The 15,143-nt window shown below is 47.5% G+C and carries 13 protein-coding genes and 1 tRNA gene; 10 read left to right on the top strand and 4 right to left on the bottom strand.

Annotation, left to right across the window (positions count from 1 at the left end; genetic code table 11):
* From H8S54_RS09845 to H8S54_RS09835, 3 genes are all read left to right on the top strand, one after another.
* Positions 1-1,119 carry a phosphotransferase enzyme family protein gene (locus H8S54_RS09845; protein ID WP_186901410.1) on the top strand — a complete coding sequence of 373 codons (1,119 nt, stop codon included), beginning with the start codon at positions 1-3 and terminating at the stop codon, positions 1,117-1,119.
* 86 nt (positions 1,120-1,205) lie between these two features.
* Positions 1,206-2,222, top strand: a complete 1,017-nt coding sequence (gene galE, locus H8S54_RS09840; RefSeq protein WP_021925202.1) for a UDP-glucose 4-epimerase GalE — start codon at positions 1,206-1,208, stop codon at positions 2,220-2,222.
* On the top strand, positions 2,206-2,832 hold the full coding sequence (locus H8S54_RS09835; protein ID WP_243176772.1) for an HAD family hydrolase: 627 nt from the start codon (positions 2,206-2,208) through the stop codon (positions 2,830-2,832). Before galE ends, H8S54_RS09835 begins: the two co-directional genes overlap by 17 nt.
* Positions 2,833-3,077: 245 nt before the next feature.
* Here H8S54_RS09835 and H8S54_RS09830 read toward each other — a convergent pair.
* Positions 3,078-3,150 (bottom strand) — tRNA-Phe (locus H8S54_RS09830).
* Between the two features lie 264 nt (positions 3,151-3,414).
* On the opposite strand from H8S54_RS09830, the gene H8S54_RS09825 reads away from it, so the two are divergent.
* From H8S54_RS09825 to H8S54_RS09805, 5 genes are all read left to right on the top strand, one after another.
* The gene (locus H8S54_RS09825; RefSeq protein ID WP_021925200.1) at positions 3,415-4,347 is read left to right on the top strand and encodes an NAD(P)/FAD-dependent oxidoreductase; all 933 of its coding nucleotides are present in this window, start codon (positions 3,415-3,417) and stop codon (positions 4,345-4,347) included.
* Positions 4,347-4,676, top strand: coding sequence for a thioredoxin (trxA, locus tag H8S54_RS09820; protein ID WP_330608623.1), 330 nt, complete (start codon positions 4,347-4,349; stop codon positions 4,674-4,676). Before H8S54_RS09825 ends, trxA begins: the two co-directional genes overlap by 1 nt.
* 6 nt (positions 4,677-4,682) lie before the next feature.
* Positions 4,683-6,347: a B12-binding domain-containing radical SAM protein gene (locus H8S54_RS09815; RefSeq protein ID WP_173765315.1), complete on the top strand. Its 1,665-nt coding sequence runs from the start codon at positions 4,683-4,685 to the stop codon at positions 6,345-6,347.
* A gap of 132 nt (positions 6,348-6,479) precedes the next feature.
* Positions 6,480-7,109 (top strand): AIR synthase-related protein, encoded by a 630-nt coding sequence (locus tag H8S54_RS09810; RefSeq protein WP_021925196.1) that lies wholly within the window; start codon positions 6,480-6,482, stop codon positions 7,107-7,109.
* Between the two features lies 1 nt (position 7,110).
* Positions 7,111-7,611, top strand: a complete 501-nt coding sequence (locus H8S54_RS09805) for a tRNA (cytidine(34)-2'-O)-methyltransferase (protein ID WP_021925195.1) — start codon at positions 7,111-7,113, stop codon at positions 7,609-7,611.
* Between the two features lie 76 nt (positions 7,612-7,687).
* Here the strand turns inward: H8S54_RS09805 and H8S54_RS09800 are convergent, their stop codons facing one another.
* From H8S54_RS09800 to H8S54_RS09790, 3 genes are read right to left on the bottom strand one after another with little or no spacing between them, the layout of a single operon-like run.
* Positions 7,688-9,148 carry a sensor histidine kinase gene (locus tag H8S54_RS09800; protein ID WP_186901409.1) on the bottom strand — a complete coding sequence of 487 codons (1,461 nt, stop codon included), beginning with the start codon at positions 9,146-9,148 and terminating at the stop codon, positions 7,688-7,690.
* Positions 9,145-9,846: a response regulator transcription factor gene (locus tag H8S54_RS09795; RefSeq protein ID WP_021925193.1), complete on the bottom strand. Its 702-nt coding sequence runs from the start codon at positions 9,844-9,846 to the stop codon at positions 9,145-9,147. Before H8S54_RS09795 ends, H8S54_RS09800 begins: the two co-directional genes overlap by 4 nt.
* A gap of 11 nt (positions 9,847-9,857) precedes the next feature.
* Positions 9,858-12,239: an endonuclease MutS2 gene (locus H8S54_RS09790; protein ID WP_021925192.1), complete on the bottom strand. Its 2,382-nt coding sequence runs from the start codon at positions 12,237-12,239 to the stop codon at positions 9,858-9,860.
* A gap of 294 nt (positions 12,240-12,533) precedes the next feature.
* Between H8S54_RS09790 and H8S54_RS09785 the strand changes: the two genes are divergently transcribed.
* Together H8S54_RS09785 and rlmD are read left to right on the top strand one after the other, a co-directional pair.
* Positions 12,534-13,481: a 3'-5' exoribonuclease YhaM family protein gene (locus H8S54_RS09785; RefSeq protein ID WP_021925191.1), complete on the top strand. Its 948-nt coding sequence runs from the start codon at positions 12,534-12,536 to the stop codon at positions 13,479-13,481.
* A 5-nt stretch (positions 13,482-13,486) separates the two neighbouring features.
* The gene (gene rlmD, locus H8S54_RS09780) at positions 13,487-15,127 is read left to right on the top strand and encodes a 23S rRNA (uracil(1939)-C(5))-methyltransferase RlmD (protein ID WP_186901408.1); all 1,641 of its coding nucleotides are present in this window, start codon (positions 13,487-13,489) and stop codon (positions 15,125-15,127) included.
* Positions 15,128-15,143: the final 16 nt, after the last annotated feature.

Below are 15,143 nucleotides of genomic sequence, written 5' to 3'. Positions count from 1 at the left end.
GTGGAAAGAGCAAAAGAGGCAAGCCGTCAGGAACTGCTGGAAGTAATTTCAGGCTTTGATTTTGGCGGAGAACTGGAAGAGGTTGGTATTTTTGGAAACGGTCATATTAACGAGACTTACTGTGCGGTATTTTCCACAGATACCGGAAAGAAAAAATTTATTCTGCAGAAAATGAATCACCAGATTTTCAAGGATCCCGTTGGCCTTATGGAAAATATCAGCGGAGTCATCTCCTGGCTGAAGAAGAAAATCCAGGAGAACGGCGGGGATGTGGAGCGTGAGACTTTGAATATTGTCAATGACCGCGAGGGTTCCCCTTATCTGGTAGATAAAGAAGGAGAATACTGGAGAGCCTACCTGTTTATTGAAGGAGCGACCTGCTTTGACCAGGTGGAAAATGATGAGGATTTCTACCAGAGTGCCCTTGCATTTGGTAATTTCCAGAGACTTCTTTCTGATTATCCGGCAGAAACTCTTCATGAGACCATTCCGGATTTTCACAATACAGTGAAGCGTTTCGGCGATTTCAAAAAGGCTGTGGCAGAGGATGCGTGTGGCCGCGCAGCTGATGTCCAGAAGGAGATTCAGTTTGTCCTGGAAAGAGAGCAGCTGGCACATACCCTTGTGGACCTTCAGAAAGCAGGAAAGCTGCCGCTTCGCGTAACTCACAATGACACCAAGCTGAACAATATTATGATCGATGATGTCACCCACAAGGGAATCTGCGTCATTGACCTTGATACGGTAATGCCGGGACTTTCCCTGAATGATTTCGGAGATTCCATCCGCTTCGGAGCCAGCACGGCAGCAGAGGACGAACAGGACATTTCCAAAGTATCCTGTGACCTTCACCTGTTTGAAGTGTATGTAAAGGGATTCCTGGAAGGCTGCGGCGGTGCACTTACAGATCTGGAAGTGGAAATGCTTCCTATGGGCGCCATTCTTATGACCTTTGAATGTGGAATGCGCTTCCTTGCAGATCACCTTGAGGGAGACCATTATTTCCGTATCCACAGGGAAAATCACAATCTGGATCGTGCCAGAACCCAGTTTAAGCTTGTTTGGGATATGGAACAGAAATTATCTGAGATGAAAGCTATTGTACAAAAATATAAATAGTGGTATCCTAAAACTTGCAGAGAATAAGTTGTCTTTGCGGATACCATAAGGAAACCAAAAGTTGGTTGCATAAGGAGGAAATTATCATGGCAATTTTAGTAACAGGCGGTGCAGGATATATTGGAAGCCACACAGTTGTAGAACTTCAGAACTCCGGTTACGATGTAGTAGTTCTGGACAATCTGTCCAATTCCAGCGAGAAGGCACTTGATAGAGTTTCCAAAATTACAGGCAAGCCAGTGAAATTCTATAAAGCTGATATCCTGGACAGAGAAGCCCTCGACCAGATTTTTGACAAAGAAGACATTGACTCCTGTATTCATTTCGCCGGACTGAAGGCAGTTGGAGAGTCTGTAGTGAAACCATGGGAATATTATGAGAATAATATTGCAGGAACCCTGACTCTTGTAGATGTAATGAGAAAACACGGCGTTAAGAATATTATTTTCTCTTCCTCTGCAACTGTATATGGTGATCCGGCTCAGATCCCGATCACAGAAGAGTGCCCGAAGGGACAGTGCACCAACCCATACGGCTGGACCAAATCCATGCTGGAGCAGGTGCTGACTGACATTCAGAAGGCTGATCCTGAGTGGAATGTAATGCTTCTTCGTTACTTCAATCCAATTGGAGCACACAAGAGCGGAACCATCGGAGAGAACCCAAATGGTATCCCGAACAACCTTATGCCATACATCACACAGGTTGCTGTTGGCAAGCTGAAAGAGCTTGGCGTATTCGGAAACGACTACGACACTCCGGACGGAACTGGTGTGAGAGATTATATCCACGTAGTGGATCTTGCCAAAGGCCATGTAAAAGCCCTCAAGAAGATCGAGGAGAATCCGGGACTTGCAATCTACAACCTTGGTACAGGCAAAGGCTACAGCGTTCTTGACATTGTGAAGAACTTCGAGGCTGCAACAGGCGTGAAGATCCCATACGTGATCAAACCTCGTCGTGCCGGTGATATTGCAACCTGCTACTGCGATGCTTCCAAGGCAGCCAGAGAGCTTGGCTGGACTGCAGAAAATGGCATCCGTGAAATGTGCGAGGATTCCTGGAGATGGCAGAGCAATAACCCGAATGGTTATGATGACTAATATGGTTCGCAATTTGATTTTTGATGTTGGAAATGTTCTGATCGGGTATCGTTGGTTTGAGATGCTCACAGAAGATTTTGGGCTGTCTTCGGAGGAGGCAAACAGAATCGGAAACGAAATGTTTGAGAATGATCTGTGGGGACTTGGTCTGGACGGTGGCCGGATTACTCTGGATGAGGCGATTCTGGAATACGGTAAATTGTATCCGCAGGATATTCGGGTAATGGAATGGTTTCTCAGAAATGGAGAAAGGATGGCTGTGAAGCGTCCTGAAATCTGGGAAAAGGTTATCGGACTAAAGAAAAAAGGCTATAACATCTACATATTGTCCAATTATTCAAAAGAATTATTCGAGATGCATACGAAGGATGCTTCTTTTTTGAAGGTTCTTGACGGTGGAATCGTTTCCTACCAGGTGAAGGAGATCAAACCTGGCAGAAGAATCTACGAGCTGCTTCTGGAGAAATATGATCTGAAAGCAGAGGAGTGCCTGTTCTTCGATGACCGCGCAGACAATGTGGAAGCGGCAAGGAATATGGGAATTGAGGCAATCCAGGTCACATCAAGAGAGATGCTGAACGAAATCCTCGACAAAATGCTATCCGAGTAAATAAAAAGGCTGTCCCTCCGGGGGCAGCTTTTTCTAACAAAAAAATGCCCAGGCTTTTTCTAACCAGCCGTGAGCAAAAAAAAGGTATAGAAAAATGCCCAGGCTTTTTCTAACCAGCCGTGAGCAAAAAAAAGGTATAGAAAAATGCCCAGGCTTTTTCTAACCAGCCGTGAGCAAAAAAAAAGGTATAGAAAAATGCCCAGGCTTTTTCTAACCAGCCGTGAGCAAAAAAAGGTATAGAAAAATGCCCAGAGCCGGAATCGAACCAGCGACACGAGGATTTTCAGTCCTCTGCTCTACCAACTGAGCTATCTGGGCATTTGCAAGTTCTTTGAACTTACAGACGTTATCATACCACAGAAATGTTTCGCATGCAACAGAATTTTTGCAAAAATCTGTAAAATCTGTCAATTTCAAGAATGCAAAACGTCCAAAAGAGATAGCCATTGTAAAATCCATGCCTTGCTTTTCATATATAGTAATGTTAGAATGGCAGTAACCTGTAGAAGCAGTATTGCTGACTCACAGTGAGCAGCAACAGAGAAATCCCTACAGGCAATCTGATAAAAAGCAGGTGAGAATGTGGAAAAAATAGTGATCATCGGCGCCGGACCGGCTGGAATTTCAGCAGCCTTGTATGCTGCGCGGGCCAACATGGATCCCCTTGTGATCAACAATGGAATCGGCGCTTTGGAAAAAGCGGAGAAAATAGAGAATTACTACGGCATGGATCATCCTGTGTCCGGCAAAGAGCTTTTTGAGATTGGATTAGCCCAGGCGAAGGCTCTTGGCGTGCGGATTCTGGATGCCCAGGTTCTTGGCATTGGCGGATTTGATACCTTCCAGGTAAAGACTACTGCCGGAGATTTCGAGACTATCAGCGTGATCCTTGCCACAGGAAGCAAACGAAAAGCTCCTTCCATTCCTGGAATTAAGGAGTTCGAGGGAAGAGGAGTCAGCTACTGTGCGGTGTGCGACGCATTCTTTTACAGAGGCAAAGACGTTGCCGTGGTTGGAAACAGTGACTTTGCGCTTCATGAGGCAGAAGAACTGGCCCCAATGGCAGGTTCTGTTACCATCTATACCGATGGCAAAGAACCGGAATTTTCCAGAGAGCCGTCTTTTGCAGTGAATACCATGAAGATTCAGTGCGTGGAAGGTGATGACAAGGTATCCGGGCTGCGTGTGATTTCTGGAAAGAAAGAAGAGGCAGAAGTCAGCACACAGGAGTGCAAAGATTCCACGAAGCAGGAAACCTTCGCCCCCGCTGACGGCATTTTCGTGGCTATGGGAACTGCAGGAAGCGCGGAGATGGCAAGGCAGATGGGCGCATCCCTTACCGAGAAAGGAAACATAAAAGTAAACGATAAGATGGAGAGCTCCATCCCCGGTCTTTTCGCGGCAGGCGACTGTACCGGAGGACTTCTCCAGGTGGCGAAAGCCGTCTATGACGGCGCCCAGGCAGGCATCAGCGCCAATCAGTATGTGCGCAGCAAATCAACAGTTACAAAATAATATCAGATAGAAAGGATGAATCAATTATGGCAAAAGTAATCACAACACAGAATTTTGAAGAAGAAGTACTGAAATCTGAGAAACCGTTCCTTCTGGACTTCTGGGCAACCTGGTGCGGACCATGCATGCGTCAGGGCCCAATCGTGGAAGAACTGGGAGAAGAAGGCTATGCAGTAGGCAAGGTTGACGTAGACCAGAACATGGAGCTTGCACAGCAGTTCCGTGTTATGAGCATTCCCACTCTGATCGTATTCAAGAACGGCGAGGAAGCACACCGTCTGGTTGGCCTTACAGAAAAAGAAGACCTGAAAAAGCTGCTTGACGAGTAATCTAAAATGAAGATATTACTTGCAGCATGCAACGCAAAATATATACACTCCAATCTGGCTGTCTTTAATCTGAAAGCCTATGCAAAGGAATATGACAGCCAGGTTGTGCTTCGGGAATACACCATTAACCAGCTAAAAGATGACATCTTGAAAGACATCTACCGCTGTCATCCGGATGTGGTATGTGTCTCCTGCTACATCTGGAACATTACCTTTGTGCGGGAACTGATGCAGGATCTTCGCAAGATCCTGCCGGATGTTCCGTTCTGGGCAGGCGGCCCGGAGGTTTCTTACGATGCAGAAACCTTTCTTGGGAAAAATCCTGCCTTTAATGGCGTTATGGTAGGAGAAGGGGAGGAAACCTTCCTGGAGCTTGTGAAGCATTATGTGGACGGAAGTGTCACCCTGGAAGAAACCAGAGGACTTGTATATCGAAAAGCGGACGGAGCTCTTCAGAACAACGGATGGCGTCAGCTTATGGATCTGAGCAAGGTTCCCTTTGCATATGAGAACCTGGAGGATTTTGAGAACCGCATCATCTATTATGAAAGCAGTAGGGGCTGTCCTTTTTCCTGCAGCTACTGTCTGTCTTCCATCGACAAGAAATTAAGATTCCGAGATATTAACCTGGTCAAAAAGGAACTGCAGTTTTTCCTGGATCACAAGGTGCCTCAGGTAAAATTTGTGGACAGAACCTTTAACTGCAAGCATGACCATGCGATGGCCATCTGGCAGTACATAAAGGATCACGACAATGGAATCACCAACTTCCATTTTGAGATTTCCGCAGACCTGATCAGGGAGAATGAACTGGAGCTGATGAGCACTATGCGCCCGGGACTGATCCAGCTGGAGATTGGAGTACAGTCCACAAATCCGGACACTATCCGTGCCATTCACCGTACCATGGATTTCCCAAGGCTGGCAGAAATCGTAAACCGCATTCATAGTTTTCAGAATATTCACCAGCACCTGGATCTGATCGCAGGTCTTCCCTACGAGGACTATGAAAGCTTTCACAGATCCTTCAACGACGTGTACGCACTGAAGCCCCAGCAGCTTCAGCTTGGATTTTTGAAGGTGCTGAAAGGCTCTCATATGAAAGAGATGGTGGAAGAGTACCAGATCGTGTACAAAGAACAGGAGCCTTATGAGGTACTGGGAACCAAATGGCTGCCTTACGAGGACATTCTGCGCCTGAAAATGGTGGAAAGTATGGTAGAAGTGTACTATAACAGCGGACAGTTTCAGAATACTATTGCCTGTATAGAGCCGCTTTTTGAGGATGCGTTTACCCTGTACGAGAAACTGGGACAGTACTATGAGAAAAAAGGCTATTCTGAAATTTCCCATTCCAGAATGAGACGCTATGAGATTTTGCTGGAGTTTGTCAGGGAAGAGACTGGCGGTTCTAAGGACGCCATTACCTGGGAAAAGGTGGCAGATTCCATGATTTACGATCTGTATCTTCGGGAAAAGCTCAAAAGCCATCCGTCCTTTGAAAAGGACCAGAAGCCTTACGAGAAAGCCATCTGGGAATACAGGCGCAGGGAGGAGATTCCGAAGACTGCCCAGATTGAGGTATTCCGTGACGGCAGAGTATTATTATTTGATTATGAAAACCGGGATCCGCTGCTGAACAATGCCGCAGTGCGTGAGATCCAGCTATAAAGAGAGGTTAGAAATATGGGAATGTTTGATCCGAAAAAAAGAAAGCTTGTGACAGCCATCATTGCAGTGATTCTTGTTCTGGCAATGGTAGTGCCTACGGTCATTTCTCTTCTTCTGTAAGGATGTGGGAAGATGAGACTTGGAAAAGCAGCTATGGAGGCGCTGCAGGCAGAAATCTGCGGGCAGCTTTCGCCGGGAAATGAGCTGGTTGTGGCAGGAGCCGTAGCCCTTAAGGGAACTGCCCTGATTGCAAAAGAAAAGCATGAGATTCTCAGGGAACATTTTTCCCAGGGATTTCTGTATGATTCTGAGAACATGCAGGAGAGTTACGGTGTAGGAGAAAATCCAGAGGAAAGCGCAGCCTGGGAAACAGCTAAGAAAGCTGGGGCCACTGCTTTATATGCCATGGGAGAGGGCGGATTTCTAAGTGCCCTCTGGAAAATGGCGGAAGCTTCCCAGGTGGGATTGGAAATGGATTTTACCAAAGTGCCCATCCGGCAGGAAACCATTGAGATTTGTGAGATTTTTGATGTAAATCCATATAAACTGCAGTCAGAGGGAACTATTTTGATTGGCGTTCCGGCAGGAGAGGCGCTGGTTTTGGAGCTTCGCCGCATGGGCCTTATGGCTGCCGTAATTGGCCAGACCAACAGTGGGAATGACAGAATGCTGTATTATAACGGAAACGGCAGATATCTGGAAAGACCTGCGAAAGATGAGATTTATAAAGTACTGCAGAAACAGGAGATAATAATAGAATAAAATGGGAACCTTAAACATTGTACTTCATGAGCCGGAGATTCCGGCAAATACAGGAAATATCGGACGTACCTGTGTGGCAACAGGAACACGTCTTCATCTGATCGAGCCCCTGGGCTTTTCTCTAAGTGAGAAAGCACTGAAGCGTGCCGGAATGGATTACTGGAAGGATCTGGACGTAACCAGATATGTGGATTACGAGGACTTTCTGGCAAAGAATCCAGGAGCGAAGATTTACTATGCCACTACCAAAGCTCCTCAGACCTACGCGGATGTACAGTATGAGGACGATTGCTTCATCATGTTTGGCAAAGAGAGCGCCGGAATTCCGGAAGAGATTTTAAGAGACAATCAGGAAACCTGTGTCAGAATCCCCATGTTCGGCGAGACCAGGTCCCTGAATTTAAGCAACTCCGTAGCCATCATTCTCTACGAAGCCTTCCGCCAGCATGATTTCGCCCATCTGAAGCTGGAAGGACATTTACGGAAATACGACTGGAAGTAAAGAATAAGCAGTTGTATGGCAGAGAAAATTGGAAATAATAAACAGGGGATGGCAGATTCTGCCATCCCCAAATTTCTCACTTCGCTTTTTCCAGGGTAAAGATAAACTCTGTTCCAACCCCTTCTGTACTGATTACATTAATATTCTGATTATGTGCCCGGATGATTTCCTTTACAATGGAAAGTCCAAGTCCGGTTCCTTTTCTATCCTTTCCACGGGAAGTATCTGTCTTATAAAAACGATCCCACACTTTGGAAAGACTTTCTTTTGGAATTCCCACTCCGTGATCCTTCACAGACACGAACACCTTTCCATTCTTCACAGTTGTCTCAATGTTGATGGAAGAATTGTCATTGCTGAACTTAATAGCATTGTCCAGTAAGTTGTACAGTACCTGCTGGATTTGTTCCATATCCGCTTCCACAAACAGTTCCTTGCCGGACAGCAAAAGCTCCAGATCAATATTTTTCCGGGAGCAGGTTCCCTCGAAGGTATTGGCTGTATTCTTGATCACATCGTTGATATCAAAACGGCGGATGTTCATCATCCGTTTGCGCTGATCCAGATCGTTCAACACCAGAAGACTGCGGGTCAGTTTTTCCAGACGGTCTGCCTCATGGGAAATAATATTCAGGTATTTGTCCTGCATCTCCGGCGGAATGGTACCATCCAGAATCGCTTCCACATAGCCCTTGATGGAAGTAAGGGGAGAGCGGAAATCATGGGAAACATTGGCGATAAAGGTTCGCTGGTACTCCCCGTTCTGGTTGATCTTGTCAGCCATGTAATTCAGGGTATTGGAAAGGTAACCCAGCTCGTCCTCTGACTTTACCGGAATGCGGTAGGTCAGATCTCCGTTTGCATACTCCGAAGCCCCCTTAATGATCTGCTTCATGGGAATGTGCACCCATTTCTGGTAGAACAGAAGCAAAAGTCCGCAAAGTGCGTATACTCCAAAGAAAATCATCTGAAGGATTCCAAGAAGACCACTGCGTTTCTGATAAAGCTGCTGCATGTCATAATGATAGGTCACATATCCCAGGATTTTCTCAGAATCCTTTATGGGAGCTACCACGTTTAACTGCGGGCTGTCGAAATAACCGTAAAAATTGCTGATTCGGTATTCCGCTGATTCCCAAAGCTCAGAATCCAGCTCAAATGGGGAGATATTATCATTGATAGCTGCTTTATCTGCATCTGCAAAGTCCATTTCAGTGGACTTTGCATCAGAAACTGCCATTCGGGAAGCAATATTGGAGGACTGAACCAGCACATGAGCATTCTCATCAAAAAGCAGTACGCCTGCTTCTTCCCCGGAAGCCAGAATATCCACCAGTTTCTGAAGGCCTTCTGTGATCTGCGTCTTTGCAATCTCATCCGAAGCAAAGCGGGTGGCACCGTCATATAAGCGGTGTCCTACCTCACCTTCCAGATAGGATTCCACAAAATGTGATCCTCCTGCTGTGGCAAAAAGAAAACCAATGATTCCGATGAGAATATAACAGGCGATCAGTTTGCTGTGCACTGTTTTTCTCATTCGCTTTTCACCTCGAATTTATATCCGATTCCCCAGACTGTGGAGATGGACCAGCTTGGATGATCTTTGATCTTTTCACGGAGACGCTTGATGTGCACGTCTACGGTTCTGGTATCTCCAATATATTCATAACCCCAGATATGGTCCAGAAGCTGCTCTCTTGTAAATACCTGATTGGGTGAGGCTGCCAGGAAATAAAGAAGCTCCAGTTCCTTAGGCGGCATGTCCACCTGTTTTCCCATGTAGGTAACAGAGTAGTTGGTAAGGTTCACGGTAAGATCTGGGTAGGATGCACATTTTTCGTCGCTGACAACGGCTGTCGGCTTTGGCTGGAAGCGGCGGAGCACGGCGCGGACGCGGGCTACCAGTTCCTTGGAGTCAAAAGGCTTGATAATGTAATCATCAGCTCCAAGCTCCAGGCCAAGCACCTTGTCAAAGGTTTCTCCTTTTGCGGAGAGCATGATAATGGGCACATCAGAGGTGTGGCGGATTTCCCGGCATACCTGATAGCCGTCAATGCCCGGAAGCATCAGATCCAGAAGGATCAGGTTCGGGCGGAAGGTCTGGAATTCCTTCAGTGCAAGCTCGCCGTCATTTACGATTTTGGTTTCAAAGCATTCCTTGGTAAGATACAGAGAAATCAGCTCTGCAATGTTATTGTCATCATCTACGATGAGGATTTTCTGTTTAGCAACCATAACTTCTCCTTTTATTTCTTAAACTCTACAATAGTAACGCCTGCGTCTCCTTCGCCGAACTCAGCCAGGTGGAAATCAGCCACATGCTTCTGGCGGCGGAGATAATTGTGTACGCCTTTTCTGAGGGCTCCGGTTCCTTTTCCGTGTACGATGCGGACGCTTTTTAAGTGTGCAAGGTAAGCGTCATCCAGATATTTGTCCAACTCTGCCACGGCCTCGTCCACAGTTTTTCCAAGAAGATTGATTTCTGTGGAGACACTGGTGGATTTGGACATGCGGATCTTGCCTGCGCCTGTGCGGGAAAGTCCGGGAGTATTGATCACCGGCTCGTCTACCAGCTCCAGGTCGGAAATATGTACCTTGGAGCGGATGATTCCCATCTGTACAAAAAGGAAGCCTTTGGAATCCGGATGGCTGCTGACGGTTCCCTTCAGATTCATGCTCAGTACGTGAACCGTATCTCCAAGGGAAAGATCCTTGGGCTTGAGCTCTTTCTTTGGTTTCTTTACTGCAGTGTTCATGGACATGCCTTTTTCGGCTTTGTTCATGCGGGCGCGCAGGTTCTGGCGCTCTTTCTCTATGGCAGCGGTGTCCACATGATCCTTCTGGAATTTGTGGAACATCTTCATAGTCTGGTCTGCGTATTCCTTGGTGTCTGCAAGAATCTTGCGGGCCTCCTCGTTGGCCTCCCGGAGAATACGCTCCTTGCGCTCATCCAGCTTCTCCTGCTTGGACTCCAGCTCCTGCTTTAGGGCTGCAATCTCTGTCTTGTAGCGCTCCACCTCCTGGCGCTCGTTTTCAATGATCACACGGCTGTTTTCCAGGGAAGCAAGTACATCCTCAAAGGATTCGTCCTTTTTGCTGATGCGCTTTCTGGCACGGTCGATGATGAAATCAGGAAGACCAAGCTTGGAGGAAATTGCAAATGCGTTGCTCTTTCCAGGAACTCCGATGAGCAGACGGTAAGTGGGACGCAAGGTCTCTACATCAAATTCACAGCAGGCATTTTCCACGCCTTTGGTGGAAAGGGCGTAAACCTTCAGCTCGCTGTAGTGGGTGGTTGCCATGGCCCGGATTCCCTGCTCATGAAGGAAGGAGAGAATGGAAATGGCAAGTGCGGCCCCCTCTGTGGGATCCGTACCGGAACCAAGCTCGTCGAAAAGTACCAGAGAGTCCTGATCTGCTTTCTCGAGGAAAGACACCACATTGGTCATGTGGGAGGAGAAGGTACTTAAGGACTGCTCAATGCTCTGTTCATCCCCGATGTCCGCGTAAACTTCACGGAAAACAGAAAGTTCGGAGCGGTCAAGGGCCGGAATGTGAAGGCCAGCCTGTCCCATCAGTGTGAGAAGTCCCACGGTTTTCAGGGAAACGGTTTTACCGCCGGTGTTCGGTCCGGTTACCACAAGCAGATCGAAATCCTCGCCCAGACGAATGTCAATGGGAACTGCCTGTTTCTTCGGAATCAGAGGGTGGCGTGCCTGTTTCAGGCGGATTCTTTTTTCTGTATTAAAAATAGGTTCAGTGGCATTCATATCCATGGCAAGTCCGGCTCTGGCAAAAATAAAGTCCAGCTGGATCATGATCTCCAGGTCTGCACGGATGGCATCCACGTTCTGTGCGGTTTGCTCACTTAAGGCGGCAAGGACTGCTTCGATTTCTTTCTGTTCTTCCAGCTCCAGTTCGCGGATGTCGTTGTTCAGCTTGACGATGGCAAGAGGCTCAATAAATAAGGTGGAGCCTGTGGAGGACTGGTCGTGGATCATGCCGGGAACCTGTCCTTTGTATTCTGCCTTGACTGGAATACAGTAGCGGCCGTTTCGCATGGTGATCACAGAATCCTGCAGGTAATTGCGGGCGCTGCCGTTTACCAGGGATGCAAGCTGTGTGTGAATGCGGTCGTTGGCAATTTTCATGCTGCGGCGCACATGCATCAGTCCGCTGCTGGCGTCATCGCTGATCTCATCCTGGGAAAGGATGCAGCGGCGGATCTCAGAGGAGAGAGGAGTCAGCGGCTCCAGGCTCTCGAACATGCCGTCAAGGGAATCCTCTCTGGCATCTCCGCGCTCGTTGCGGGAATATGCTTTGACACGGTTGGTATTTTCAAGAAGTCCGGCAATGGCAAGCAGCTCGGAAATTCCCAGAGAGCTTCCGATCTCCAGGCGCTTCAGGGAGCCCCGCACATCCTTCACGCTTCCAAAGGAAATGTTTCCCTTCTGGAAAAGGCGGGTGAGGGCATCTCTTGTCTGGGTCTGCATATGACGGATCTCATAAACATCTTCAGATGGGAGAAGGTGTTTGCACAGGTCTTTTCCCATAGGGGAAGAAGCCTTCTCGGCCAGCTGGTCGATGATCTTGTAATATTCAAGTGATTTTAAAGCTTTTTGATTCATAATTTCTCCTGTAAATATGTTACTGGGCACAGAGTGAACAGTAACGCAAATATACTGCTCTTTACGCTGTTCACAGAGGCAGCATCAGAAATGTGCTCTCTGCGGGCAGCTTTGCTGCAACACCTATTGTACATGATTTATCCCCGCTTGAAAAGGAAAAAGTGGGAAGAAATTCATAAAATGTTCATAAATATTTGGTATGCTATAAAAGATTCGGATTCTTTATTGTGAGCGCCTGTGCGCAGAGCATGATTTAGAGGTATATGTGTTTAGAAAGGTTAGGAAAGAGATTATATGCGTTTTTTGAACGAGTTACATGAGGGTGACCGGATCAGCGGCATTTACCTGTGCAAGCAGAAGCAGCCGGCTGTGACCAAGAACGGAAAGCCCTATGAAAATATTATTCTTCAGGATAAAACCGGAGTGATGGACGGCAAGATCTGGGATCCCAATTCCCTTGGAATCGACGATTTTGATGCACTGGATTATATTGAGGTCATGGGAGATGTGACTAGCTTTGCAGGTGCCATGCAGCTGAATATCAAGCGCGTGCGCAAGGCAGGCGAGGGCGAATACAATCCGGCAGATTACCTTCCGGTAAGTGAGAACAGCACGGATGATATGTACGCACAGCTGACGGCTATGATCGGTACCGTGAAGAATGGGTATCTGAATACCCTTCTGAAGAAGCTGTTTGTGGAGGATCAGGAATTTTTGAAATCCTTTGAGGAGCATTCTGCAGCCAAGACTGTGCACCACGGTTTTATGGGCGGTCTGATGGAGCATACCTTAAGCGTTGCCAGACTTTGTGATTATATGGCAGGTGCTTATCCGGTGATCAAGCGTGATTTGCTGATCACAGCCGCTCTTCTGCATGATGTGGGCAAGACAAGGGAGCTTTCTTCTTTTCCGATGAATGACTACACAGATGAAGGACAGCTTCTTGGACATATTATTATCGGAGCACAGATGATCCATGATCTGGCTAAGGAGATCCCGGATTTTCCGCAAGATCTTGAGAACCAGCTGGTACACTGTATTCTGGCCCATCACGGCGAACTGGAATACGGTTCCCCGAAGAAGCCTGCTATGGTAGAGGCGGTTGCCTTAAACCTTGCAGATAATACAGACGCCCGCATGGAGACCCTTACCGAGATTTTTGCGGCAGACAAGAGCAAGAAGGAATGGCTTGGATATAACAGATTGTTTGAATCTAACTTAAGAAAGACAGGAGAATGGTAATCTTTATGGAGTATCGTAAGAATGATATTGTTACGTTAAAGATTGAAGATTGCGGAATTGACGGTGAAGGTATCGGAAAGGCTGATGGCTTCACCGTTTTTGTCAAGGATGCGGTAATCGGAGACACAGTTCGCGCAAAGATCATGAAAGCGAAGAAAAATTACGGATATGGCAGGCTGGAGGAGATCCTTACACCCTCACCAAACCGTGTGGAGCCAGAATGTGCTTTTGCAAGACAGTGCGGAGGCTGTCAGCTGCAGGCTCTTTCTTATGAGAAGCAGCTGGAATTCAAGGCTGGCAAGGTAAAGGGACACCTGGAACGGATCGGCGGCTTTACGGATATTCCCATGGAAGAGATCCTTGGAATGGAGCAGCCTTTCCACTATCGAAATAAAGCCCAGTTTCCTGTGGGAAAATCAAAGGACGGCAGAATTATTACCGGATTTTATGCAGGAAGGACTCACAGCATTATTGAGAACCGGGACTGCGCTCTTGGAGTTTCCCAGAATAAAGAGGTGCTGGACCGTGTGATCTCCCACATGGAAAAGTACCATATTCAGCCCTATGACGAGAACACAGGCAAAGGGCTGGTGCGCCATGTGCTGATCCGCTACGGCTTTTTCACAGATGAGATGATGGTCTGTCTGATCATCAACGGGGAGGAGCTTCCGGGGGAGGACGCTCTTGTGAAATCCCTTCGGGAAATTCCGGAGACTGTAAGTGTGATGGTGAATGTGAATAAGAAGCGAAATAACGTGATCCTTGGGGAAACAGTGCGGCTGCTTTGGGGCAAGCCTTACATTACAGATAAGATTGGGGAGATTTCCTATCAGATTTCGCCGCTGTCCTTTTTCCAGGTAAATCCTTACCAGACGGGACGGCTTTATGGAAAGGCACTGGAATACGCAGACCTTACCAGTAATGAAACCGTATGGGATCTTTACTGCGGAATCGGAACCATTTCCCTGTTCCTGGCACAGAAGGCGAAGATGGTAAGAGGCGTGGAGATTATTCCTGCAGCTATTGAGAATGCCAAAGAAAACGCCAAGCTGAACGGCTTTACCAATACAGAATTCTTTGTAGGAAAAGCCGAAGAGGTTTTGCCGGAGCAGTACGCTCGCACAGGCGAGCGCGCCGATGTGATCGTAGTGGATCCGCCCCGCAAAGGTTGTGACGAGACCCTCCTTGCCACCATCATCGAAATGCAGCCCGACCGAGTGGTCTACGTAAGCTGCGACAGCGCCACCCTGGCCCGCGACCTGAAGTACCTCTGCGCCCACGGCTACCAGTTAAAGAAAGTCTGCCCCGTAGACATGTTCCCGAACACGGTGTCGGTAGAGACGGTTGTCTTGCTTTCCAAGGGTAAGGTCGACTCGAAAAAGATTCGGGTTGAGTTCTCTTTGGAAGATATGGATATGTCCGAATTTCAGGATGGGGCAACCTATCCGCAGATCAAGGAGTATGTGTTGGAGCATACCGGGTTAAAGGTGTCCAACCTCTATATCTCACAGATTAAACGAAAATGTGGGATTGGGGTTGGTAAGAACTATAATCTGCCGAAGTCCGAGGATTCCAGACAGCCCCAGTGTCCACCGGAAAAAGAGAAAGCAATCCGAGAAGCATTCAAATATTTTGGGATGATCTAACATCCAGCAAAGTGGA

Origin of the sequence: Blautia segnis, assembly GCF_014287535.1 — a bacterium.
In the GTDB taxonomy this organism is placed as follows: Bacteria; Bacillota; Clostridia; order Lachnospirales; family Lachnospiraceae; genus Blautia_A; species Blautia_A acetigignens.
The sequence above is the reverse complement of the archived record's forward strand: the minus strand, read 5'-3'. Positions and strand labels throughout refer to the sequence as shown.

Bases quoted from the DNA above. Each gene is read 5' to 3' on its own strand.
- H8S54_RS09815 (WP_173765315.1), top strand. From the start codon at position 4,683: ATGAAGATATTACTTGCAGCATGCAACGCAAAATATATACACTCCAAT.
- H8S54_RS09800 (WP_186901409.1), bottom strand. From the start codon at position 9,148: ATGAGAAAAACAGTGCACAGCAAACTGATCGCCTGTTATATTCTCATC.
- H8S54_RS09810 (WP_021925196.1), top strand. From the start codon at position 6,480: ATGAGACTTGGAAAAGCAGCTATGGAGGCGCTGCAGGCAGAAATCTGC.
- H8S54_RS09805 (WP_021925195.1), top strand. From the start codon at position 7,111: ATGGGAACCTTAAACATTGTACTTCATGAGCCGGAGATTCCGGCAAAT.
- H8S54_RS09835 (WP_243176772.1), top strand. From the start codon at position 2,206: ATGGTTATGATGACTAATATGGTTCGCAATTTGATTTTTGATGTTGGA.
- H8S54_RS09790 (WP_021925192.1), bottom strand. From the start codon at position 12,239: ATGAATCAAAAAGCTTTAAAATCACTTGAATATTACAAGATCATCGAC.
- rlmD (WP_186901408.1), top strand. From the start codon at position 13,487: ATGGAGTATCGTAAGAATGATATTGTTACGTTAAAGATTGAAGATTGC.
- H8S54_RS09785 (WP_021925191.1), top strand. From the start codon at position 12,534: ATGCGTTTTTTGAACGAGTTACATGAGGGTGACCGGATCAGCGGCATT.
- galE (WP_021925202.1), top strand. From the start codon at position 1,206: ATGGCAATTTTAGTAACAGGCGGTGCAGGATATATTGGAAGCCACACA.
- H8S54_RS09795 (WP_021925193.1), bottom strand. From the start codon at position 9,846: ATGGTTGCTAAACAGAAAATCCTCATCGTAGATGATGACAATAACATT.